23 protein-coding genes and 1 pseudogene are annotated in these 22,610 nt (G+C 66.1%); 16 read left to right on the top strand and 8 right to left on the bottom strand.

Features of this window, described 5'->3' with window-relative positions; genetic code table 11:
- Positions 1-140 precede the first annotated feature (140 nt).
- From ASF61_RS04455 to ASF61_RS04475, 5 genes and pseudogenes are all read right to left on the bottom strand, one after another.
- Positions 141-572 carry a hypothetical protein gene (locus ASF61_RS04455; RefSeq protein ID WP_056151641.1) on the bottom strand — a complete coding sequence of 144 codons (432 nt, stop codon included), beginning with the start codon at positions 570-572 and terminating at the stop codon, positions 141-143.
- 13 nt (positions 573-585) lie between these two features.
- Positions 586-1,383, bottom strand: a complete 798-nt coding sequence (locus ASF61_RS04460; protein WP_056151644.1) for a hypothetical protein — start codon at positions 1,381-1,383, stop codon at positions 586-588.
- A gap of 85 nt (positions 1,384-1,468) precedes the next feature.
- Positions 1,469-2,254 (bottom strand): 2-oxo-tetronate isomerase, encoded by a 786-nt coding sequence (gene otnI, locus ASF61_RS04465; protein ID WP_056151646.1) that lies wholly within the window; start codon positions 2,252-2,254, stop codon positions 1,469-1,471.
- Between the two features lie 179 nt (positions 2,255-2,433).
- Complete coding sequence (locus tag ASF61_RS04470) at positions 2,434-3,915, bottom strand: DEAD/DEAH box helicase (protein ID WP_056151649.1); 1,482 nt, start codon at positions 3,913-3,915, stop codon at positions 2,434-2,436.
- Positions 3,916-4,137: 222 nt separating this feature from the next.
- Positions 4,138-4,879, bottom strand: a pseudogene (locus ASF61_RS04475) (inositol monophosphatase family protein).
- A 178-nt stretch (positions 4,880-5,057) separates the two neighbouring features.
- Between ASF61_RS04475 and ASF61_RS04480 the strand changes: the two are divergent.
- The 7 genes from ASF61_RS04480 (at position 5,058) to ASF61_RS04510 (ending at position 14,188) form a co-directional block, all read left to right on the top strand.
- Positions 5,058-5,849, top strand: a complete 792-nt coding sequence (locus ASF61_RS04480; protein ID WP_056151652.1) for an RNA methyltransferase — start codon at positions 5,058-5,060, stop codon at positions 5,847-5,849.
- Positions 5,850-5,928: 79 nt separating this feature from the next.
- Positions 5,929-6,885 carry a triacylglycerol lipase gene (locus tag ASF61_RS04485; RefSeq protein ID WP_056152176.1) on the top strand — a complete coding sequence of 319 codons (957 nt, stop codon included), beginning with the start codon at positions 5,929-5,931 and terminating at the stop codon, positions 6,883-6,885.
- 217 nt (positions 6,886-7,102) lie between these two features.
- A complete protein-coding gene (locus ASF61_RS04490) occupies positions 7,103-10,771 on the top strand; it encodes an EAL domain-containing protein (RefSeq protein ID WP_056151655.1) in 3,669 nt (1,222 codons plus the stop codon).
- A gap of 75 nt (positions 10,772-10,846) precedes the next feature.
- On the top strand, positions 10,847-11,512 hold the full coding sequence (locus ASF61_RS04495; protein ID WP_056151656.1) for a TetR/AcrR family transcriptional regulator: 666 nt from the start codon (positions 10,847-10,849) through the stop codon (positions 11,510-11,512).
- A 14-nt stretch (positions 11,513-11,526) separates the two neighbouring features.
- Positions 11,527-12,315 carry a hypothetical protein gene (locus ASF61_RS04500; RefSeq protein WP_056151660.1) on the top strand — a complete coding sequence of 263 codons (789 nt, stop codon included), beginning with the start codon at positions 11,527-11,529 and terminating at the stop codon, positions 12,313-12,315.
- A 4-nt stretch (positions 12,316-12,319) separates the two neighbouring features.
- Positions 12,320-12,859: a TIGR00730 family Rossman fold protein gene (locus ASF61_RS04505; RefSeq protein ID WP_056151663.1), complete on the top strand. Its 540-nt coding sequence runs from the start codon at positions 12,320-12,322 to the stop codon at positions 12,857-12,859.
- A 12-nt stretch (positions 12,860-12,871) separates the two neighbouring features.
- Entirely contained in the window at positions 12,872-14,188 is a 1,317-nt protein-coding gene (locus ASF61_RS04510; RefSeq protein WP_082491204.1) for a glycosyltransferase, read from the top strand.
- 145 nt (positions 14,189-14,333) lie between these two features.
- Here ASF61_RS04510 and ASF61_RS04515 read toward each other — a convergent pair whose 3' ends face one another.
- The gene (locus tag ASF61_RS04515; RefSeq protein ID WP_056151666.1) at positions 14,334-14,843 is read right to left on the bottom strand and encodes a YgjP-like metallopeptidase domain-containing protein; all 510 of its coding nucleotides are present in this window, start codon (positions 14,841-14,843) and stop codon (positions 14,334-14,336) included.
- 321 nt (positions 14,844-15,164) lie between these two features.
- Between ASF61_RS04515 and modA the strand changes: the two genes are divergently transcribed.
- From modA to ASF61_RS04535, 4 genes are read left to right on the top strand one after another with little or no spacing between them, the layout of a single operon-like run.
- On the top strand, positions 15,165-15,890 hold the full coding sequence (gene modA, locus ASF61_RS04520; RefSeq protein ID WP_056152182.1) for a molybdate ABC transporter substrate-binding protein: 726 nt from the start codon (positions 15,165-15,167) through the stop codon (positions 15,888-15,890).
- Between the two features lie 14 nt (positions 15,891-15,904).
- The gene (gene modB, locus ASF61_RS04525; protein ID WP_373994526.1) at positions 15,905-16,582 is read left to right on the top strand and encodes a molybdate ABC transporter permease subunit; all 678 of its coding nucleotides are present in this window, start codon (positions 15,905-15,907) and stop codon (positions 16,580-16,582) included.
- 2 nt (positions 16,583-16,584) lie between these two features.
- Positions 16,585-17,262 (top strand): ABC transporter ATP-binding protein, encoded by a 678-nt coding sequence (locus ASF61_RS04530; RefSeq protein WP_056152185.1) that lies wholly within the window; start codon positions 16,585-16,587, stop codon positions 17,260-17,262.
- On the top strand, positions 17,255-18,061 hold the full coding sequence (locus ASF61_RS04535) for a TOBE domain-containing protein (protein ID WP_056151672.1): 807 nt from the start codon (positions 17,255-17,257) through the stop codon (positions 18,059-18,061). Before ASF61_RS04530 ends, ASF61_RS04535 begins: the two co-directional genes overlap by 8 nt.
- A 414-nt stretch (positions 18,062-18,475) precedes the next feature.
- On the opposite strand, the gene ASF61_RS04540 is transcribed toward ASF61_RS04535, so the two are convergent.
- Positions 18,476-18,838 (bottom strand): KGG domain-containing protein, encoded by a 363-nt coding sequence (locus ASF61_RS04540; protein ID WP_200919800.1) that lies wholly within the window; start codon positions 18,836-18,838, stop codon positions 18,476-18,478.
- 200 nt (positions 18,839-19,038) lie between these two features.
- Between ASF61_RS04540 and purU the strand changes: the two genes are divergently transcribed.
- The 5 genes from purU to ASF61_RS24520 all read left to right on the top strand — a co-directional run bounded on the left by purU (position 19,039) and on the right by ASF61_RS24520 (position 21,868).
- On the top strand, positions 19,039-19,917 hold the full coding sequence (purU, locus tag ASF61_RS04545) for a formyltetrahydrofolate deformylase (RefSeq protein WP_056151675.1): 879 nt from the start codon (positions 19,039-19,041) through the stop codon (positions 19,915-19,917).
- 28 nt (positions 19,918-19,945) lie between these two features.
- Positions 19,946-20,488, top strand: coding sequence for a YaeQ family protein (locus tag ASF61_RS04550; RefSeq protein WP_056151677.1), 543 nt, complete (start codon positions 19,946-19,948; stop codon positions 20,486-20,488).
- Between the two features lie 89 nt (positions 20,489-20,577).
- Positions 20,578-20,790, top strand: a complete 213-nt coding sequence (locus tag ASF61_RS23885) for a hypothetical protein (protein WP_229205708.1) — start codon at positions 20,578-20,580, stop codon at positions 20,788-20,790.
- A gap of 9 nt (positions 20,791-20,799) precedes the next feature.
- Complete coding sequence (locus ASF61_RS04555; RefSeq protein ID WP_255354544.1) at positions 20,800-21,576, top strand: Rpn family recombination-promoting nuclease/putative transposase; 777 nt, start codon at positions 20,800-20,802, stop codon at positions 21,574-21,576.
- A 52-nt stretch (positions 21,577-21,628) separates the two neighbouring features.
- The gene (locus ASF61_RS24520; protein ID WP_373994527.1) at positions 21,629-21,868 is read left to right on the top strand and encodes a pentapeptide repeat-containing protein; all 240 of its coding nucleotides are present in this window, start codon (positions 21,629-21,631) and stop codon (positions 21,866-21,868) included.
- On the opposite strand, the gene ASF61_RS04560 is transcribed toward ASF61_RS24520, so the two are convergent.
- Complete coding sequence (locus ASF61_RS04560) at positions 21,793-22,572, bottom strand: head GIN domain-containing protein (protein WP_056151681.1); 780 nt, start codon at positions 22,570-22,572, stop codon at positions 21,793-21,795. The two genes, ASF61_RS24520 and ASF61_RS04560, sit on opposite strands and share 76 nt — an antisense overlap.
- Positions 22,573-22,610: the final 38 nt, after the last annotated feature.

A 22,610-nucleotide genomic window follows, 5' to 3' on the forward strand; every position in this document is an offset into this window, starting at 1 on the left:
CGGCGACCAATGACCAATGACCAATGACCAATGAGCAATGACCAATGACCAATGACCAATGACCAATGACCAATGGCCGGTGACCGGCCTCCGGCTTCCGGCTTCCGCCGACCAGTTGGCGCTTACCAGTTGCCGCTTACCTACAGCGATTCCACCCGCTGCTTGAGTTTTTCGTACGGCGCCACCAGCTTGTCCGGCGCCCCCGTCGCCACCGCCGCCGCCAGCGACAGCAGTTCGCCGGTCAATGCGATCACATCCTTGATGCGGTCGATGCGGGCGATTTTCTGTTGCGCCTGCGTGGTAATTTCCTGCAACTGGCGCTGCACGCCGGCCAGGCCGCCTGCGGCCAGGGTTGCGGCCTGCAGGTACAGGCCCATCGCCTGCTGGCGCAATTTCACTTCGTCGTCGAACAGCGCTTGCGCGGCAGCCTGGCTGATGGCCGGCCCGGCGCCGTCGGGGGCGTGCTGGCCGATGGCCCGCATCAGGCGGGCGTGGATGGTGTCGGCGCTGGCGGACAGGCTGTCTGCCAGCGCTTCGATGTCGCGCTGCGTTTGCGGTGCTGGCATGCTCATGGCGGTGCTCCAGTTAAGGTTGTGGCAGGCTATCGATCAGGGCGCGGTGGCGCTCTGCGATCAGGTCCAGGTGCTGGCGCGCCAGCGTGTGGCGCAGGCCGATCAGCCGGTATTCGGCTTTCTTTTCCTGCAGGTGCGACCGGGCCAGCGCCAGCAGCAGGCGGTCGCGGTCGGCGTTAAGGTAGGGCATTTCCGTCTCCAGCATGCCCAGCACGATGCGCTGCTCGTTGTCGTTGGCGCGGTCGTACAGGCGCAGCAGCGTGCGCATGGCGTCAAGCAGCTGCTGTACCGGCTCGTCGGCGTCGCGCAGCAGCTGGTTGACCGCGCGCTCCTGCATCGGCGCCGTCACCGCGCGTGCGATCAGCCGGGTCAGCGCGGTGTAGGCGTTGACATGGCGGTCTTGCAAGCCGGTGTCGGGCCAGGCCTTGATGCCGGTGCCCACCACCTTGATCGGCTCGCGCAAGTCGTACTGGCGGTCGCCGGCCAGCGCGCCGAGCACTTGCAGATACGCTTGCACCACGTCGTCGATGCGGCGGAAATCGTCGCTGGCAGCCTTGCGGTCGGTGTCGAGCAGGCGTTCGCGGGCCTCGGCGGCCGGCGCCAGATACGGCTGCTGGCGCTCGTAGGCGCTACGGTAACGTTCGGTCAGCTCGTGGTAGGCGTTGAGCTTGGGGGCGTCGGCGGCAACGCTGCGCACCTCGGCCATGCGCGGCGTGCTGCTGGCGCAGCCGCCCAGCAGCGAAAAGAACAAGGACAGCAGCAGCGCGCAGGCGATCGACAGCGCCTGGCGGGGCAGATAGCGCGTAGTCATGGGCACTCCTCAAGGAAAAGAGGATCATTGTTGCGCTGCGCTTGACGCCAGGTGTTGCGACTGCGCAGGCCGCGCGGTGCGCTGCTCAGTTTGCCGACGTGAGTGCGGCGATCCAGCCGAGGCCGGCAACGGTGCCGCCGGCCGGATGGTATTCGCAGCCGATCCAGCCGTCGTAACCGAGCTGGTCCAGCAGGGCGAACAGGTGACGGTAATTGATTTCGCCGCTGCCCGGTTCGTGGCGGCCCGGCGTATCGGCAATCTGCAGGTGGCCGATGCGGGCCAGGTTGGCGCGGATGGTGTTGCTCAATTCGCCTTCCATGCGCTGCATGTGGTAGACGTCGTACTGGAGGAACAGGTTGGGACTATCTGCTTCGGCAATGATGGCCAGCGCTTCGGCGCTGCGCGCCAGCAGGTAGCCGGGCATGTCGAAGTGGTTGATCGGCTCGATCAGCAGCCGGATGCCGTGCGGCGCCAGCACGGCGGCCGCATGGCGCAGGTTGCGGAGGTAGGTGGCGCGTGCCAGGGCGGGCGTGACACCGGGCGGTAGGTTGCCGGCCATGCAGTGGAGCTGGCGCACGCCCAGCGCCAGCGCATAGTCGCGCGCGGTGGTCACGCTGGCGCGAAAGGCGTCGCTGCGATCGGGATCACACGCCATGCCGCGCTCGCCAGCCTCCCAGTCGCCCGGCGGCAGGTTGAACAACACCAGCTGCAAATCATGCTGGCGCAGCTGCGCGGCGATCTGTTCTGCTGGCCAGGCGTAGGGGAACAGACATTCGACCGCCGTGAAGCCGGCCGCGCGGGCGGCGCCGAAGCGCTCGAGGAACGGCAGCTCGGCAAACAGCATCGACAGGTTGGCGGCGAATTTGGGCATCGGCACATTATAAGACAATAAAAAAACCGCCCGAAGGCGGTTCTGCTGTTGGCCAACCCGGTTGTCAGTGCCGCGCAGGCATGGCTGCTCGTGCCTCATGCGGTGCGGACAGCATTGGATCCCCGCCTGCGCGGGGATGACGGGGCAACGCGGAGGGTATGCAGGCGACGTGGCGAAGATTAACGCCCGCGGCCGCCCGAACGGTGCTGCGACGGGTTGGCACCATTGCGTGGGGCATTGCCACCGCCGCCGCCGCCGCTGCGGGCTGGGCCACCAGCGCCGCCGGAACGGCCGCCGTTACCGCCATTACCGCCGCCGCTGCGACCACCGCCGTTCCCGGCCGAGGCGCTGGCGCCAGGGGCGCGTGGCTTGCTGCCGCCATTGCCGCCACCGTTACCGCCGGCGCCGGCCGGCTTGCCGCGGCCCCCGCCGTTGCCGCCGCGTCCACCGCCATTGCGATGGCCGGGGCCGCCGCTGCGCAGCTGGATCGGTTGCGGACGGGCGGTCGGGTCCGGTTCGAAACCGGGGATCACTTCACGCGGCAGCGTTTGCTTGATCAGCTTTTCGATATCCTTGAGCATATCGTGCTCGTCGACGCAGACCAGCGACACCGCTTCGCCGGTGGCGCCGGCGCGGCCGGTGCGGCCGATGCGGTGCACATAGTCTTCCGGCACGTTCGGCAGGTCGTAATTGACCACGTGCGGCAGCTGGTCGATGTCGATACCGCGCGCGGCGATGTCGGTGGCGACCAGCACCTGCAGCGTGCCGTCCTTGAATTCGCTCAGCGCGCGGGTGCGGGCCGACTGGCTCTTGTTGCCGTGGATGGCCATGGCCTTGATGCCGTTGCCTTCCAGCTTATCCACCAGGTTGTTGGCGCCGTGCTTGGTACGGGTAAATACCAGCACCTGGGTCCAGTTGTGGGTCTTGATCAGGTGGGCCAGCATCGGGTGTTTCTTGTCGCGGTCCACCGGGTGGATTTTCTGCGCGATCACTTCCACCGTCGAATTGCGCCGCGCCACTTCGATGGTGGCCGGGTTGTTCAGCAGGCCATCGGCCAGGGCCTTGATCTCGTCCGAGAAGGTGGCCGAGAACAGCAGGTTCTGGCGCTTGGGCGGCAGGGCGGCCAGCACCTTGCGGATGTCGCGGATGAAGCCCATGTCGAGCATGCGATCGGCTTCGTCGAGGATCAGGATTTCGACCTTGCTCAGGTCCACCGTGCCTTGTTGCATGTGGTCGAGCAGGCGGCCCGGGGTGGCGACCAGGATGTCGACGCCGTGCTTGAGCTGCTTGATCTGCGGATTGATGCCGACGCCGCCGAAGATCACGGCCGAGTTCAGCTTGGTGTACTTGCCGTAGATGCGCACGCTTTCCTCGACCTGGGCCGCCAGTTCGCGGGTCGGGGTCAGGATCAGGGCGCGGATCGCGCGCGGCGAGGTGGTGCTGGTCAGCGCCTTGCCGACCGGGCTCGAAGACAGCAGTTGCAGCAGCGGCAGCGTGAAGCCGGCAGTCTTGCCGGTGCCGGTCTGGGCGCCTGCCAGCAGGTCGCCACCGTTCAGGACGGCAGGAATGGCCTGGGTCTGGATCGGCGTCGGGGTGGTATAGCCGGTGTCGGCGACAGCGCGGACGATGGCATCGGACAAACCGAGTGAGGAAAATGGCATGGGTAGCTTTGTATGAGATCGGCCTGAAGCCCTCGTGGGGCGCCAGTCGCAGGCAATCGGGATTATCTGGTGGCGGTGCAAGACTGGATGGCGTACCGCAACCAGCACTATACCAGCTAAGCTGGCGAATAATTTCAATAGGGAAATAAAAAAGGGGCGGTTTGCCCCTTTTTTTGTAACAAACCTTACGCCAATGAAACCAGCGCAAGGCTTTTGTTGTTCTTAGATAAACGGCGTCAGCAGGCCGACCATCTGGCCGAAGATTTTCGGGCTGGCGGCAATGATGTCACCCTTGTACAGGTAGTCCGACTCGCCCGAGAATTCGCCGACGATGCCGCCTGCCTCGGTCACCATCAGGGCGCCGGCAGCGATATCCCATGGCTTCAGGCCTTTTTCGTAGAAGCCGTCGAGGCGGCCCGAGGCCACGTAGGCCAGGTCCAGCGCGGCGCTGCCCGGGCGGCGCACGCCGTGGCAGCGTTCGGCCATGATGCCGTACATTTTCAGGTATTCGTCGAGGGCCTTGCCGTTGCCGGCCTGGTAGCCGGTGGACAGCAGGGCATTGGCCAGGCGGTCGAGCTTGGTCACGCGGATGCGTTTTTCGTTCAGGTAGGCGCCGGCGCCCTTGGTGGCGGTAAACAGGTCGTTGCGGATCGGGTCGTAGATCACGGCCTGGGTGATCACGCCGCGCTGGGCCAGCGCGATCGAGATGCAGTATTGCGGGAAGCCGTGCATGAAGTTGGTGGTGCCATCGAGCGGGTCGATGATCCAGCAGTATTCAGCCTCGTCGTGGTTGTTCTTGGACGCACCCGATTCTTCGGCCAGGAACGCGTGGTCGGGATAAGCCTTGGACAGCACCTCGATGATTGCCTGCTCGGCCGCCTGGTCGACGTCGGTGACGAAATCCTTGTGGTTTTTCTCGGACGGTGGCGGCGCGGCGAGCTGCCTTGATCGCCGTGTTGAGCATTGGGTGCATGGTGACTTTTCCGTTAAAAGAACGCTAACGCCCACCGGGGCGATGCCGCCGGTGACGCGCTAGAGGACAAGAGTGAATTAAAGAGCGGGGCGGCGGCAACGCGGTAAAATCCGGGGCAGAACTCCCTGCGGAACAACCGTATCGACACTGCGCAATAGCGACATTTTAAATGAACCTGCCTCAAACCCCTACTAACTTTTTTCAGCAACTACGTGTGATCCTGGTCGAAACCAGCCGGGCAGGCAATATCGGGGCGGTGGCGCGGGCCATGAAAACCATGGGCTACAGCGACCTGGTGCTGGTCAATCCGCGCTGTGCCGATGCGTTGCAGGACGCCGAAGCGGTGGCGTTTGCCAGCGGCGCGCAGGACATCCTGGCCGGCGCCACCGTGGTCGGCAGCATGGCCGAGGCGCTCGAGCGCATCAACTTCGCTGCGGCCGTCAGCGCGCGGCTGCGCGAATATTCGCCGCCGGTCCAGACGCCGCGCCAGTTTGCCACGCAACTGGTGGCCCAGCCGGCGCTGCACGCCGCCGTCATCTTCGGTAACGAGCGCTTCGGCCTGCCCAACGAGGTGGTCGAGCAGTGCAATGCGCTGATCAATATCCCGGCCAATCCCGCGTATTCGTCGCTCAACCTGTCGCAGGCGGCCCAGGTGGTCACTTACGAGTGCCGGATGGCCGTGCTGGACCGGGCGCCCGGCGCGGCGGCGGCCAGCGTGCGCCAGCCCGGTGGCGACGCCAGCGACATCGGCTTCCAGGGCGAAGCGGCCAGCCTGGCGCAGATCGAAGGCATGTACCGGCACCTGGAGACGGCACTGATCGAGATCGGGTTTCTCGATGCGTCCAACCCGCGCAAGCTGATGCCGCGCTTGAAGCGCCTGTTCGCCCGGGCACAGCTGGAGAAGGAAGAGGTCAACATCTTGCGCGGCATTGCCCGCCAGATGACCGCGGGCCGCAAGTGATGCCGGCGCGGCGCCGTGGTGGTGCGCTGCACCGGGCACCGTGGGCGGCTGGCGGCCGGTGCAGCGGGCGGTGGCCCGCATGATCAGGCGGCTGCTGATCGCGCTGCTGGTCGTCGAGCTGCTCGGCGTGCTGGCCGTCGCAGCTGGCCTGCGCAGCCTGGTGCCGCCAGCCTGGCCGGCGCCGCTCGCGGCAGCGGCGGCCCTGGCCGGCGGCGTGCTGGTATTGCTGCTGGTGCGCATGCTGATTGCGGCCAATAATTTCAGGATCAGCTGGCGCGCGCGCAGTGTTCCCGCGCCGCAGTTCACGCTCGATGTCAAGCAGGCAGCGCGGCTGTTCCTGCACGAGTTCGCTTCGACCATGGTGACCTCGTCCTGGTCGATGTTGCGCCCGCTCGGGCTGCAGCTGCAGGTCCGCGCGCGCGGCGTGCCGGTGCTGCTGATCCACGGCTACGCATGCAACAGCGGCTACTGGCGGCCGCTGAGCGCACGGCTGCAGGCGGCCGGCATCAGCCATGACGGCATCGACCTCGAGCCGCCCGGCGCCGATATCGACGCGTATGCGCCGCAGGTCCAGGCGGCGGTCGAGCGCTTGTGCGCCGTCACCGGCAGCAAACGGGTGATCATCGTCGCCCACAGCATGGGCGGCCTGGTGGCGCGTGCGTGGCTGCGCCGGTACGGGGCGCAAGCCGTGGCCCGCGTGGCGCGCGTGATCACGCTCGGCACGCCGCACCACGGCACCGTGCTGGCCGACTTAGGGCCAGGCCGCAACGCGGGACAAATGCGGTGCAGCAGCGCCTGGCTGGCTGCGCTCAATGCCTTCGAAATAAGGAGTGACGTGAAATTGCAACGCGACCTGTTCTGCTCGATTTATTCTGTCCATGACAACATTGTTGCGCCCCAAAACTCGAGTGTCCTGCCCGGCGCCCGCAACCTGGCGTTCGGCGCCATAGGGCACGTGGCGCTCGGCCGCCATCCTGCCATCGCAGGCTGCGTGCTGGCACAGATCGCTGCCGTCGAGCACAGTGAGATTTTGTGACTTTATGTCGCGAATACTTGCTGTATGGTTACTGCATCATTTGCCAGGCCCAGCAAAACGGCACGCACGATACTGCGTGACTGGCAGGTTTACAGGTACTATGCTGTTGAAGTTGCCTGAAAGATTGTGGTCCACCCGGTGAAGGGAAGCGGCGCCGCAGGCGCGCACGCGCTGGCGCGACGGGCATGGCCGCCGGCGACCGAACTAAGGAGTCTTTGTGTCTGCACGAATACTGATCATCGAAGACAACGCCACCAATATGGAATTGATGGTGTACCTGTTGCGCGCCTTCGGTTACACGCCGCTGTCGGCCGCCGACGGCGAGGCGGGCGTGGCGGCGGCCCGGCGCGAACGGCCCGACCTGATCATCTGCGATGTGCACCTGCCCAAGCTCGACGGCTATGGTGTGGTGGCGGCGCTCAAGGCCGACCCGGCCACGCGCGAGATTCCGGCGCTGGCCGTGACGGCGCTGGCCATGGTGGGCGACCGCGAGCGGCTGCTCGACGCCGGCTTCGACAACTACATCGGCAAGCCGATCGAACCGGACAATTTCATCGAACAGATCGCGTCTTTTTTGCCCGGGGAGATGTCGCCCCGCCCTGACGACGACATCGCCACGATCCTGATCGTGGACGATCACGTGCTCAACCGTGAGTTCCTGATGACGCTGCTCGGTTACGGCGGCTACCGGCTGATGGAAGCCGCCAACGGCGCCGAAGGACTGAAAATGGCGCTGGCCGAGCGTCCCGACCTGGTCATCTCCGACATCCTGATGCCGAACATGGACGGCTACGAGTTCGTCACGCGCATGCACGAACATCCGGACACGGCCGGCGTGCCGGTGATTTTCTATACGGCCACCTACCGCGAGCGCGAGGCGCTGGCCGTGGCGCAGTCGTGCGGCGTGCGCTGGGTGCTGCCCAAGCCGTCCGATCCCGACGTGATCCTGCGCACGGTGCAGGAGGCGCTGGGCCACGAACCGACGCCGATACCGTCGCCGGTCGAGGCGGACGTGCCGGCGCTGGTGCCCGGGCACACGCACGAAAAGCGCCTGCTCGAGATCGACCACCAGGTGGCCGAGTACCTCGACGAGCTCGAATCGAGCAGCCAGCTGATCTCGCGCCTGGCATCCGGTCCGGCGGCAGCCGATGCCGCCGCCGAAGACCTGGCGCGCATGACGCAGCGCCTGTCCAATTCGCTGGCCAGCCTGCAGGCGGTGAGCTTGCGCCTGACGGCGCTGATCGAGCTGGGCATCGAACTGGGCGCCGAACGCGATCCGCGCGCGCTGCTGGAAATGGGCTGCCGCGTGGCGCAAAACATCTGCGTGTCGAAGTACGCCTGCATTGGCGTGCTCGACGAGGAGGGCGTGGCGCTCGCGCATTCCGCCAGTTGCGGCGCCGGCGTGCCGGTCCACGAAATCGCCCGGCACCCGCGCGCGGGCGTGCTGGGCGGCCTGCTCGAGCAGCGCCTGCCATGCCGCCTCAACGGACTCGACGGCGCACCGCGCGCGGTCGGCCTGCCCGTCAGTCACCCGCCCGTGCACAGCTTCCTGGGCGTGCCGATCGCCTCGCGCGAGCGCATCCACGGCTGGCTATACCTGGCCGACAAACTGGGCGCCGACGGCTTTTCCGAAGTCGATGAACGGGTTGCCGTGACCGTGGCAGCCCAGCTGGCGGGCGCCTACGAAAACCTGCAGCTGTACGACGAGATCAAGCGCAACCACGCCCAGCTCACGCTCGACATGAACGCGCGCATCCGCCTCGACGAAGACTTGCGCCGCTTCCGCCTGGCGATGGACGCCACCGCCGACGCCATCTTCCTGGTCGACCGGGCCGGCAAGCGCTTTGTCGATGTCAACGCCACCGCCTGCCGCATGCTCGGATTCGAGCGCGACGAGTTTTTGCGGGTGGGGCTCGACCAGTCGCCGGACCTGGCGCTGGAGGCCGACCTGGTCCGGCTGGAAGAACTGTACGAAAAGCTGCTGTCGGGCGACCAGAGCGGCGCCATGACCGAGTTGCTGCTGCAATGCCGCGACGGCACGCCGCTGGCGGTGGAAGTGCAGTGCCGCACGCTGCGCTCGGGCGAGAGCTGGATCCTGGTGGCGGTGGCGCGCGACATCACCGAGCGCAAGGAAGCCGAGCAGCGCCTGCTCAAGCTGGCCCACTTCGATACACTGACCGGTCTGCCCAACCGCAGCCAGTTCTACGATTCGCTGACCCAGTCGATGCGCCAGGCCGCCCAGCACAACTGGTCGCTGGCGGTGCTGTTCCTCGATGTCGACCGCTTCAAGAATGTCAACGACACGCTGGGCCACACCATCGGCGACGAACTGCTGCGCCAGTTCTCGAGCCGGCTGGTCGATTGCCTGCGCGTGCGCGACACCATCGGCCGCTTCGGCGGCGACGAGTTCGCCGCCATTCTGATGTTGCCCGAGGGGGTGCAGAACGCCGTGGTGGTGGTCGACAAGATCCGCGACGTGCTGCGCCGGCCGTTCGAGCTCAAGGGCCACGAGGTGACCGTCACCGCCAGCATCGGCATCTCGGTCTTCCCCGACGACGGCGCCGATCCCGACCTGTTGATCCAGTACGCCGACACCGCCATGTACCGCGCCAAGGAAGCGGGGCGCGACGCCTTCCGCTTCTTTACCGCCGAGATGAACGCGCAGTCGATGGCGCGCCTGGAGCTCGAGAATGCGCTGCGGCGCGCCATCGAGAACGACGAATTCGTGCTGCATTTCCAGCCCAAGGTGAATATCGCCAGCGGCCGCATCAGCGGCGCCGAAGTGCTGCTCCGTTGGCAGCGTCCCGGCCACGGCGTGGTGTCGCCGGCGCTGTTCATCCCGATCCTGGAGGAGACGGGCCTGATCGTGCGCGTGGGCAGCTGGGTGATCAACGAGGCCTGCCGCAAGATCGCCCACTGGCGCCGCACCAATGCCGGCGCGGTGCACCTGTCGGTCAACGTGTCGGGCATCCAGTTCTTTGTCGGCGGCCTGGAAGAAGAGGTGCTGCGGGCGATCCGGGAGCACGATATTTCGCCCGAGCTGCTGGAGCTGGAGCTGACCGAAAGTTCGCTGATGTCGAACGCCGAAGAAACCATCACCGTGCTGCAGAACCTGAAAGCGCTGGGGATCAAGATTTCGATCGACGATTTCGGCACCGGGTATTCGTCGCTGGCCTACCTGAAGCGCTTCCCGATCGACAAGCTGAAGATCGACATCGCCTTCGTGCGCGAAGTGACCAGCAATCCCGACGACGCTGCCATCGTGCTGGCCATCATCAACATGGCGCACAGCCTCAAGCTCGACGTGATCGCCGAGGGCGTGGAAAAAGATGCCCAGCTGGCCTACCTGCGGCGCCACGGCTGCGACGAGATGCAGGGGTATTATTTCAGCCGGCCGTTGCCGGAGAAAGAGTTCGAAGCCATGTTACGTGACGGCCGTACCTTGCAGGCGCCTGCTGACGAGCAGGCGACCGAGCAACCCACCTTGCTGATCGTCGACGACGACGCCTTCATGCTCGATGTGCTGACCGACTTCCTGTCGCAGGACGGTTACCGCATCCTGACCGCGCAGACGGCCGCCGAAGGCTTCGACATCCTGGCCCGGCACCGCGTGCAGGTGATCCTGTGCGACCAGTGCATGCCGCTGATGAGCGGCACCGAGTTCATGGAGCGGGTCAAGAACCTGTGCCCCGATACCTTCCGCATCATGCTGTCGGCCTACGCCGACCTGACGCCGATCATGGCAGCCATCAACCACGGCGCCATCGACCGCTTCTACACCAAGCCGTGGAAGGGCGCGGCGCTGCGCGAGAACATCCGCGAGGGCTTCCGCCTGCACGCCCAGGCCCACGGCAAGCTGCCGTTTGTCGCTACCCAGCAGGCCTAGGCACGGCGATGCCGGAGCGCGGCGGGTGGATATCGGTGGTATGCTTGCAACAGATTTCACCGAGACCACCCCGCCATGCAACAAAAAGCACCCCGCCGAACCCGCGAGCGCATCCTGGAGCTCTCGCTGCGCCTGTTTAACGAGTTCGGCGAACCGAATATCACCACCACCGTGATCGCGGAAGAGATGAATATCTCTCCGGGCAACCTGTACTACCACTTCCGCAACAAGGACGACATCGTCAATTCGATCTTCGTGCAGTTCGAGGCCGAGATCGAGCGCATCCTCACCGTGCCCAACGGCCGCCGCTCGAACATCGACGACGTCTGGATGTATCTGCACCTGATGTTCGAACTGATCTGGCGCTACCGCTTTTTCTACCGCGACCTCAACGACCTGCTGTCGCGCAACCGCAAGCTCGAGCTGCACTTCAAGCAGATCCTCGACCACAAGATCAAGGTGGCCAAGCAGCTGTGCGAAGACCTGCGCAGCGAAGGCTCGCTCGAAGCGTCGGACGTCGCCATCGAGGCCATGGCCACCAACATGGTGGTGGTGGCCACGTACTGGCTGTCGTACGAATACGTGCGCAATCCGCGCAAGTACAGCGAGCAGCAATCGATGGCCGACGCCCTGGCGCGCGGCTGCTACCAGGTACTGTCGCAAATCGGGCCTTACCTGCGCAACGACACCAGCCTGCTGTTCCAGAAGCTGTCAGAGGACTACCTGAAAAAGCTGAAATAAGCGACGGAGACCGCATGGCCTGGACCGCCTTCCCGTATCCCGATCCCCGCTACCGCCACACGCCGGCAAGCCTGCAGCAGGACTGGCCGGCGCTGCACCGCGGCGATGGCGAACCGTTTCCGGTTCAGCCGGCGCTGGTGCAGGCGTGGATCGCATTGCACGCCGGCGAGTTCGAACGCGCTGCGCGGCTGGGGCTGGACGTGGGCGTGAACGGTTACGCGGTCGCCCACCAGGCCATCTGCCTGTACAACCAGCACCTGGAAACCAGTGCGCGCAAGCGGCTTGCCGCGTTCGAATGCGTGGCCGAGCGCTGCGAGCGCCAGCAGCGCGAGCAGCCCGACAACCCGGCCGGCTGGTACTGGCATGGCTATGCGCTCGGTTATTATTCCAGCGACATCTCGCTGCTCAAGGCGCTGGCCCAGGGGCTGGGCGCCCGGGTGCGCCACAGCCTGGAGACCGCGTTGCGTCTGGCGCCGCAGCGCGCCGATGTCCACGTCGCGCTGGGCGCGTACCACACCGAGATCGTGGACAAGGCCGGCGCCGTGATCGCCGGCCTGACCCACGGCGCCCGCAAGGAAGCAGGCTACGGCCACTTCGACACCGCCCTGCGCCTCGATCCGCAATCGACGACGGCCAGGGTCGGCTATGCCCGCGCCTTGCGCATGCTCGACGGCAAGCGCAAACTGGCGCAGGCGCGCACCCTGCTCGAGCCGGCGGCAGCGGTGCAGGCGCACGACGCCGTGCAGCGGCTCCAGATCGACGCCGCGCGGCGCGAGCTGGCCAACTTACCGAACGAGGATTAATGCAGTGACCAAGACCCTATGTGTGTATTGCGGCGCCAACGCCGGCATCAGCGAAAACTATGCGGCAGCGGCGCGCGCGCTGGGCGCGGCCATGGTGGAACAGAACCTGGCGCTGGTGTACGGCGGTGGCAAGGTGGGCCTGATGGGCGTGATCGCAGACGAAGTGCTGCGCCTGGGCGGCGAGGTGACGGGCGTGATTCCGACCGCGCTGGTCGAACGCGAAGTCGGCCATGCGGGCCTGACGCGCCAGTTCATCGTCAAGGACATGCACGAACGCAAAGCCATGATGGCCAGCCTGTCGGACGGCTTTATTGCCATGCCCGGCGGCATGGGCACGCTCGAGGAATTGTTCGAGATGCTGACCTGGTCGCAACTGGGCATCCATGCCAAGCCGATCGGCCTGCTCAACGTCGACGGCTTCTACGATGGCCTGATCGACTTCATCGGCCATGCGCGCGAGCAGGGCTTCATCCGGCCGCAGCACGCGGCGCTGATGCAGTCGGCCAGCGATCCGGCAGCGCTGCTCGCGCTGCTGAAGCAGTAACCGGCGCACTGCATGCAGCCCCCGCTGGCGCCATCTCCTGGTCTTGCATCGACGGCTGCGCCAGGCCCGTCCGCCACCGGGCTGCGGATCCTGATCCTGGCCGTGGGCAGCGCCGGCGACGTGTACCCGTTCATCGTCATCGGCCAGGCCCTGCGCGCACGCGGTTTCGACGTGACCCTGATGGCGACGGCCAATTTCGCGCAGCGCGTCGAGCGCGCCGGTTTGCAGTTCGTCTCGGGCCTGAGCCAGGAAGAGCTGGAAGCCGGCATCCGCGATCCCGACCTGTGGCATCCGGTCAGGGGCTTTGCCACGATCTGGAAATACATGGCGCGCCACCTGGGCGCCGCCTACCAGCAGCAGCTGGCGCTGGTGCGCGAGACACCGACGCTGATCGTCGCCAGCACGCTGGGCCTGACCGGCCGGCTGCTGCAGGAAACCCATGGTGTGCCGCTGGTGACCGTGCACCTGGCGCCGTCGTGCCTGTTCTCCGCCGACGATCCGGCCGTGCGGCGCGGCCTGCACTGGCCGCGCGGCTGGCCGGGGTGGGCCGTGCGCGGCGCGCTGGCCCTGGTGGACCGGCTGATGGTCGATCCCGTCGTGCGGCCGGCGCTGAACGGCTTGCGCGCCCGGCTCGGCCTGGCGCCGGTGCGGCGCGTGATGAGCCGCTGGATCCATTCGCCGCAGCAGGTGGTCTGCGCCTGGCCCGCCTGGTTCGCCGCGCCGCAGGCCGACTGGCCGCCGCATGCCGTATGCGCCGGCTTTCCGCGCATGCCGGCGTCCACCGGCGAGCTCGATCCGGCCTTGCTGCGCTTCCTCGATGCGGGCGAGGCGCCGGTCGTCATCACGCCCGGTTCGGCGATGGCCCATGGCGGCGACTTCATTGCCCGCGCGCTCGCAGCCGCCGCTGCGCTGGCGGTGAGGGCGGTGGTGGTGACGCCGTACCGCGAGCAGCTGGCGCCGGATTTGCCGGCGTCCGTGCATTATGCCGCCTATGCGCCGTTCGATGTGCTGAGCCGTCGTGCGGCTGCTTTCGTTCACCATGGCGGCATCGGCACCAGCGCCACCGTGCTGGCGGCCGGCAAGCCGCAGCTGGTCGTGCCGTTTGCGTTCGACCAGCCCGACAACGCGGCACGCCTGACACGGCTGGGCGTGGCCGCCACCGTGCTGCCCGATGCGGCGCCTGCGGTGTGGCGGCAGCAGCTGGCCCGGGTGCTCGACGATCCGGCCATCGCCAAGGCCTGCGCCACGTTTGCCACGGTGATGGCGGCCGATCGTCCGGCGGCGGACCGGATCGCCGAGCTGATCGAACAGGTCGGCAGGACACGTTGACCATCGACGCGGTGCTGCGGGGGAGGCCGCCGGGGCGGGCGGGGCATGCTTCTTGGTGGGGGTTACAACCTCGCTGCCGCGACCGCGCATCGGCAGTGTTGCGTGCCAGGCCGGCGTGTGCGCATGGACAGCATCCGCTGGCGCATTAGCTCCACAGCTTGCCGGCGCCGGTATCGAGATGGGTCAGGTACAGCCGCAAGTCGAACTCGTACTGGTGGTAGTGCGGTTCCATGTAGGTGCACAGCTTGTAGAACGCCTTGTCGTGCTGCTTTTCCTTCACGTGCGCCAGCTCGTGCACGGCGATCATCTTCAAAAACTCCAGCGGCACTTCCTTGAACATGGTGGCCACGCGGATCTCGTGCTTGGCCTTGAGCTTGCCGCCCTGGACGCGCGAGATCGACGTATGCAGGCCCAGCGCGTGGTTGATCACGTGGATCTTGCTGTCGTACCCGACCTTGCTGATCGGCTCGGCGTTGCGCAGGTGTTCTTCGCGCAGCGCCTGCACGTACTGGTACAGCGCCTTGTCGGTGCGCAGTTCGTGGGCCTTGCCATAGCGCTTCTGCAGCACCTCGCCCAGCCGGTTCTGGGCCAGCAGCTGCGACACTTGTTGTTGCGTTTGTTCGGAATACGCGCTCAGGTACTTCAGGGCGGACATGATGGGACGGTCTGAAAAGGAATCGAGGCCGCAATGTACCACACGGTTCCGTTGCCGGTCGGCAGCGCGTGGCGCTATATATTCAGGTATATTACGGTTTTCATCATACGCGGCACGGCTTGCGCGGCCCGCGGTCGGGTGGCCAGGCGAACAAGTGCAGTCATACGAGGAGCGTTCATGCAGGGAGCGGTCATGCAGGGAGCGGTCATGCAAGCAGCAGGTCAGTGGGACAGCGTCATCGCGGCAGCGGCAAACCGTGCGGCCACCACGCGTAGCAGGCCGATCGCGCGGGTTCTGGCGCGGGCAGCGGTCGTCTGCCTGATGTCGGGCGCGGTGGGCACAATGGCTGCAGCAGCGGCGGCAGAAATCACGGTATCCGCTGCCGCCAGCCTGACCAACGCCTTCAAGGACATCGGTGCCGCCTACGAACGGGACCATCCGGGCGACAAGGTGCTGTTCAATTTTGCCGCGTCCGACCCGCTGGTGCAGCAGATTGCCAAGGGCGCGCCTGTCGATGTGTTCGCGTCTGCCGACCAGGATGCCATGAACAAGGCCGAAAGTCTCGCGCTGCTGGCACCCGGCACGCGCCAGAATTTCGTCGCCAACACCCTGGTCCTGATCGCGCCCGCTCACGGCAGCCAGGCGATCCGGACGCTGGCCGACCTGCAACTGCCGGCCGTGACCCGTGTCACGCTCGGCAATCCCGCCAGCGTGCCGGTGGGCCGCTATGCGCGCAGCGCGCTCGAGCAGGCCAGACTGTGGCCGGCGCTGGCAGCGAAAGCCATCTATGGCACCTCGGTGCGCCAGAGCCTGGACTACGTGGCGCGCGGCGAGGTCGATGCCGGATTCGTGTACGCCACCGATGCCGCCATGCAAAAGGAGAAGGTGGTAGTCGTGGCCACCATCCCCACCGCCACGCCGGTCACGTATCCGATCGCGCTGATCGACAAGGGGCCGCAGCGCGAAGCAGGGCGCCGCTTCATCGCTTACGTGATGGCGCCTGCAGCGCAGGCGGTGCTGGCCAGGTACGGCTTCAGCCGGCCATAAGCCCGGTGGACGGTTTGGTCGACCAGCCCGCCTGGATCGCGCTGCAGCTGTCGCTCAAGGTGGCGTGCTGGGCGACCGTGCTGGCGCTGCTGGCCGGCACCGGCTGCGGCTACCTGCTGGCGCGCCGGCGCTTCGTCGGCCGCGAGCTGCTCGACGCCCTCCTGACCCTGCCGATGGTAATGCCGCCCACGGTGCTCGGTTACTACCTGCTGGTGGTGATCGGCCGCGAAGGCGTGATCGGCGCCTGGTTGCAGCACCGGTTCGGCATCAACCTGATTTTTACGTGGCAGGCGGCAGTGATCGCAGCGGCGGTGGTGGCGTTTCCGCTGGTGCTCAAGGGCGCCCGCGCCGCGTTCGAGACGGTCGATACGCAGCTCGAGCAGGCGGCCATGGTGCTCGGTGTGTCGCCGTTCGGGGTGTTCCTGCGTGTCACCCTGCCGCTGGCCTGGCGCGGCGTGCTGGGCGGCACGCTGCTGGCGTTCGCGCGGTCGATGGGCGAATTCGGCGCCACGCTGATGGTGGCCGGCAGCATTCCGGGCAAGACGCAAACCCTGTCGATCGCCGTGTACGAAGCGGTGCAGGCGGGCCAGGATGATGTGGCCAACCTGCTGGTGCTGATCACCTCGGTGGTCTGCGTGACGGTGCTGGTGGCCGCCAACAAGCTCACGCCTAACCGCAACCCGCAGCGATGACCATGCAGATCGATATCGATATCCGCAAGACACTGCGCTCGGGCGATCGCGTGTTCGAACTCGACGCCCGCTTCCAGTCGGACAGCACGCGGGTGGTGATCTATGGTCCCTCCGGCGCCGGCAAGAGCCAGTTGCTCAAAGCGGTAGCCGGCCTGATGACGCCGGACCGGGGCCGCATCGCCCTGGCCGGGCGCTGCCTGTTCGACTCGGCTGCCCGCGTGGACGTCGGTCCGCAGCAGCGCCGCGTGGGCTACCTGTTCCAGGATTACGCGCTGTTCCCGCATCTGAACGTGCGGCAGAATGTCGCCTTCGGCCTGCAGCGCGGCTGGCGCAATCCGCTGGCCCGGGCGGATGCGGAGGCGGTGCGCTACTGGTTGGCGGCGTTTGAACTGGACGCCGTGGCGCAGCAGCTGCCGCACCAGCTGTCGGGCGGCCAGCGCCAGCGCGTGGCCTTGGCGCGGGCGCTGGCGCCGCAACCGGGCGCGCTGCTGCTCGACGAACCGTTTGCCGCGCTCGATCCCGGCCTGCGCCAGCGCATGCGCGCCGAACTCGATGCGCTGCAGCGCCGGCTGGCGATACCGATGCTGCTCATCACGCACGATCCCGAGGACGTGACCGCCTTCGGCGAGCACGTGCTGCGCATGGACGGTGGACGACTGCTGGAGCACGGGCATGACTGAAGACAGGGTAATGGCCTTGCAGGGCGAGGTCTGGATGACGATCGGCGGCCGCAAGCTCGGCGGCCAGGAGCGCGTGGCCTTGCTGGCCGCTATCGCCGAGCATGGCTCGATCACGGCGGCGGCCAGGGCGGTGGGCCTCAGTTACAAGGCGGCGTGGGATGCGATCGAGGCGATGAACAACCTGGCCGGCGAACCGCTGCTCGCGCGCGCGGCGGGCGGCAAAGGTGGTGGCGGTACCCGGCTCACCGGTCGCGGCGCCCAGCTGGTGGCCAATTTCCGCCAGATCGAGGCGGCGCACCGCCAGTTCGTGGACCACCTGAGCGCGCAGTCGCAGACGCTGGCCGATGATTTGCTGATGTTACGGAGGATGACCATGAGGACCAGCGCGCGCAACCAGTTCAGCGGCACGGTGGTCGCCATCCGGGAGGGCGCCGTCAACGACGAGGTCACGCTGGAGGCGGTGGGCGGCGTGCGCATCGTGGCCACCATCACCCGCGACAGCCGCGAGAGCCTGGGCCTGGCGCCGGGCGCGCAAGCGTTTGCGCTGATCAAGGCTTCGTCGGTGATCGTGGCCACCGACCTGGCCGGTGCGCGACTGTCGGCCCGCAACCAGCTGGCCGGCGCCATCACCCGCGTGGTGCCCGGCCCGGTCAATACCGAGGTCAGCATCACTTTGCCGGGCGGCGGCGTAATCGCCGCCATCGTCACGCGTGACAGCAGCGAGGCGCTGGGCCTGGTCGAGGGCAGGGCAGCGCTGGCGGTGTTCAAGGCGTCCAGCGTCATTATCGGTACGCCGTGATCAGGGATGGCTGCATCGAGAGCTTGGCCACGTCATCAATAAGCTCTTGACCGGGCAAGGCCACGCCATGCATCTCGCAGTGCCGACACACTGTGCCACGCGCGTCGCACCGAGCCACGCGGGCCAGGCAATTCATGCACGCGCCACGCAAGCCACGCAATAGCACAGCAAGATCCGCAAGCCACGCAAGCCACGCAATCCACGCAATCCACTCAATCCAAGCAATCCACGCAATCTACGCAAGCCACGCAAGCCCGCAAGCCACGCAATAGCACAGCAAGATCCGCGCAAAAGCCGTGCGATCGTCCCGCAGGCTTCGCGCCCGGCCTCGGCCGCCATCATTGGTGGCGCATATCCTGGCGGCGCCCGGCATGCAACGGCTGGCCGTCGGCGCCCGCGCCGGACCGGGCGCGCCTATCCCTTGCTGCTCTGGCGGTTGCCGGCGCCGGACGCCTGTTCCGAACCTCGGCTGCTTCGTTCGGCCGCTGCCGCGCGGGCGGCCGATTGCCGGCTTTCGCCGCCCTTGCGGCCGATGGCGGCCATGTGCTCGCGGTTGCGGCTGACCGCCTCGCCGCCTTTCTGGCCGGCGCGCCGCGCTTCTTCCGAATCGAATTCGTGCGCCGTGCCTTTCTGGTGGGCGGCCTGCCCGCCCTTGCTGGCGATGCTGCGCTGGGTTGCCTGGTCCATGGCGGCGAAACCGCGCTTGGCCGGGGTTTTGGGTTTGGCCTGGTCCTCGCCGTCCTTGGTCGATGCATTACGTTGATTGCTGCTTGCCATTGCTGCCTCCTGGGTTGTGGTCGGGTTGCGAACAGCAAAGCCGCTGCTCTGCATGTTAGAGGTGCAAGGTTGATGAAAGTTCCACGTCATTTTCGCTCACGGCAGGCGGTGTAGGGCCGCAGTTTTACGGCTGCAGGCGCGCCGTGCGACAATACCGCCTCGCGTTTGTCTTGCAGTTAATGAAATAAGTGAATCCCGCCATGAGCCATCCTGCCAACCCTGAATACATCCTGACCCTGTCCTGTCTCGACCAGCGCGGCATCGTGCACCGGGTATCGGGTTTCCTGGCCGAGCACGGCTGCAACATCATCGATTCCGCCCAGTTCGGCGACAGCGCCTCGCAGCTGTTTTTCATGCGCGTGCATTTCGCGCGCGAAGAAGGGGGCGTCAGCGATGCGGCGCTGCGCGCCGACTTCGCGCTGCTGGCGGCCACCATGCAACTGGAGTGGGAGCTGCGCGACGCGCGCTACAAGCCGCGCGTGATGCTGATGGTGTCGAAAATCGGCCATTGTCTGAACGACCTGCTGTTCCGCTACAAGAGCGGCCTGCTGCCGGTGGAGATTCCGGCCATCGTCTCGAACCACATGGATTTCTATCAGCTGGCGGCCAGCTATAACATCCCGTTCCATCACCTGCCGCTGGCCACCGGCGCGCCGGAAGCGGCCAAGCTGGCGCAGGAGGCGCGGGTGCTGGAGCTGATGCAGCACCACCAGATCGACCTGGTGGTGCTGGCGCGCTACATGCAGATCCTGTCGCCGGGCCTGTGCGCCGCGCTCAAGGGCAAGGCGATCAATATCCACCACTCCTTCCTGCCCAGCTTCAAGGGCGCCAAGCCGTATGCCCAGGCCCACCAGCGCGGCGTCAAGCTGATCGGCGCCACCGCGCACTTCGTCACCGGCGATCTCGACGAAGGCCCGATCATCGAACAGGACGTGGAACGCGTCGACCATGCGATGGACGCCGAGACGCTGTCGGCAATTGGCCGCGATGTCGAATGCGTGGTGCTGGCGCGCGCCGTGAAATGGTTTGTCGAACACCGCATTTTGCAAAACGGCGACAAGACTGTCGTCTTCAAATAACTGACCGAGAAAATACCGAGAAACACGCATGGCACTCAAGGCAACCATCTACAAAGCAGAATTATCGATTGCGGACATGGACCGCAATTACTACGGCACCCACTCGCTGACCCTGGCCAAGCACCCGTCCGAAACCGACGAGCGCGTGATGGTGCGCCTGCTGGCCTTCGCCATCCACGCCAGCGACGCGCTCACCTTTACCAAGGGCCTGTTCGATGTCGATGAACCGGACCTGTGGCAGAAAGACCTGACCGGCGCCATCGAGCTGTGGATCAACGTCGGCCAGCCCGACGAGAAGATCATGCTCAAGGCCAGCGGACGGTCGGAGCAGGTGGTGGTGTACAGCTATGCGGCCACCAGCCATATCTGGTGGAAGGGCATGGCCAACAAGGTCGAGCGTTGCAAGAACCTGACCGTGATCGACCTGCCGTCCGAGGCGACCGAGCAACTGGCGTTGATGGCCCAGCGCACGATGCAGCTGCAATGCACGATCCAGGACGGCCAGATCTGGCTGACCGATGGCAGCAGCACCATCGAAATCGGCCGCGAAACGCTCAAGGACGCGCGCTAGCGGTCAGCCTTCACGCGGTTTGCGCCAACGCAAACCGCGTGCTTTTCGCCAGCGATCTGGGCTGGATATGCCGGTGCTACAGTCGCCACATGAATATCCAGGCCGACACCGTCTACAAACAGCTGTTCTCGCATCGGGAAATCCTGCGCGAGCTGCTTACCGGCTTTCTGGCTGCCGACTGGGCGCAATCGCTGGCGGTGGGCGCCTTCGAGCGCGTCAACACCAGCTATGCCAGCGAGCGCGGCAAGGCGCGCCACGACGACATGGTCTGGCGCGTCGATGTCGGCGGCGAGTGGGTGTAAATTTATATCCTGCTCGAATTCCAGTCACGCTCGGACCGCTGGATGGCGCTGCGCATGCAGGTCTACATCGGCTTGCTGTACCAGGACCTGGTGCGGCAGCGCCGGCTGAGCCGGGGGCGCAGATTGCCGCCGGTGCTGCCGGTCGTGCTCTACAGCGGACGCCATCCCTGGCGCGCGGCCAGGGAGCTGGCCGATCTGTCGCTGCCGCCGCCGCAAGGTCTGGAGGCCTTTCAGCCGCGCCAGCAATACCTGCTGGTCGAGCAGCAGTGGAACCAATCTGTCGACCGTCACTCTAACGTGCTGGCGATCGTGTTCCAGTTGTTGCGTTCGCAAAGCGACGCCGAGCTGCGCAAGGCGCTTGCGCTGTTTGCCGAACGGGTAAGAATGCCGGATTTGCAGCCCGCCCGGGAGAGCCTGTTGCGCTGGCTGCAATCGACCCTGCGCCTGGAATTCAGCGAACTCGATTTTGTTTCGGAGGAAAAGATGGACATCCTGTTCAATCAGCGTTTCAAGCGTTACGAAGACTTGCTCGAGTACGAAGCGATCGAGAAAGGGCGAAAAAAGGGTATTCAGGAAGGCATGCAACAGGGTGTGCAACAAGGTATGCAACAAGGCTTGCGCCAGGTCTTGCAGGATCTGCTCGGGCTTAGCGAACCCGGTAAGTCAAACCAGTTGCCGCGCGGTGTCGCCGAAAAAATTGATGCCGCCAATACCGATCAGTTGAGCGGGTGGATCAAATCCCTGGCGCGCGGCGTCGAGCCGCGCCAGTTGTTCGGGGAAGGATGATCCAGCCCGGCGCGGCCTGGACAAGCCGAACCTGGCCGTGCCGAGCCTGGCTGTGCCTATCCTGGCCGGGCCTAACCTGGCCGGTCCTAACCTGACCGGTCCTAACCTGACCGCGACTAACCTGACGGGGCCTAACCTGACTGGGCCTAACCTGACTGGGCCTAACCTGACCGGGCCGAACCTGACCGGGCCTAACCGGGCCTATCCCGGCCGGACCTATCGTGGCGTCGCGCCCAGCCGCTTGACGCTGCCCGAGCCGACCACGCTCTTGCTGATGGCAGGGTCGCCGTAATAGCCGATATCGCCCGAGCCCGCCAGGCTCACGGACAGTGCGTCCGTCGCCCATACGGTGGCTTCGCCGGAACCGCCGATGCTGACGCTGGCTTTGCGCGCGGCGAGCTTGCCTGCTTGTACGTCGCCCGATCCGCCGATCGATACCTGCACGCGTTCGGCTTTGCCGCTGGTTTCCATGTTGCCGCTGCCGCCCAGCGCCATCGTGACCGCATCGGCGGACAACTCGCGGGCAATCAGGGAGCCGGACCCACCGAGGTCGAACTGCAGGTTGGCGGCGCGCAGATGATCGGCCCGCACGGCGCCGGAACCGGCCACCGACACGCGCTCGAGCGTGCGAGCCTGGACGATGATTTTCATGGTGCGCGTGGACAGCGACAGGCCCTTGCGTACCGGACGGATGCGCAGCGTGCCTTGTTCCACCACGGTTTCCAGCAGCGGCTGGATATTGTCGTCAGTTTCCACGGTAACGCCCTCGGTAGTGCCGATGCGAACCTCGACATCACCGCTGACGCTGCTCGCGAGCGCGCTGAAATGACCGACTGCGCGGTTCTGGCTGACGATCTTGCCGCTGCCCTGGATGCGCTCGCTGCTCCAGCCGTCCAGCAGGCCCGCATGGGCGACGCCGGCGGGAGCGCTCAGTGCCAGCAGGCCGGCGGTCAGGAAGATCGTGCGCAGGGCGCCGTGAAAGACTGTATAAGACATGGTGTGCTCCGTGAGGGATGGTATGAGAGCCATAGTAG

The sequence above is a fragment of the Duganella sp. Leaf126 genome (assembly GCF_001423125.1).
In the GTDB taxonomy this organism is placed as follows: domain Bacteria; phylum Pseudomonadota; class Gammaproteobacteria; order Burkholderiales; family Burkholderiaceae_D; genus Rugamonas.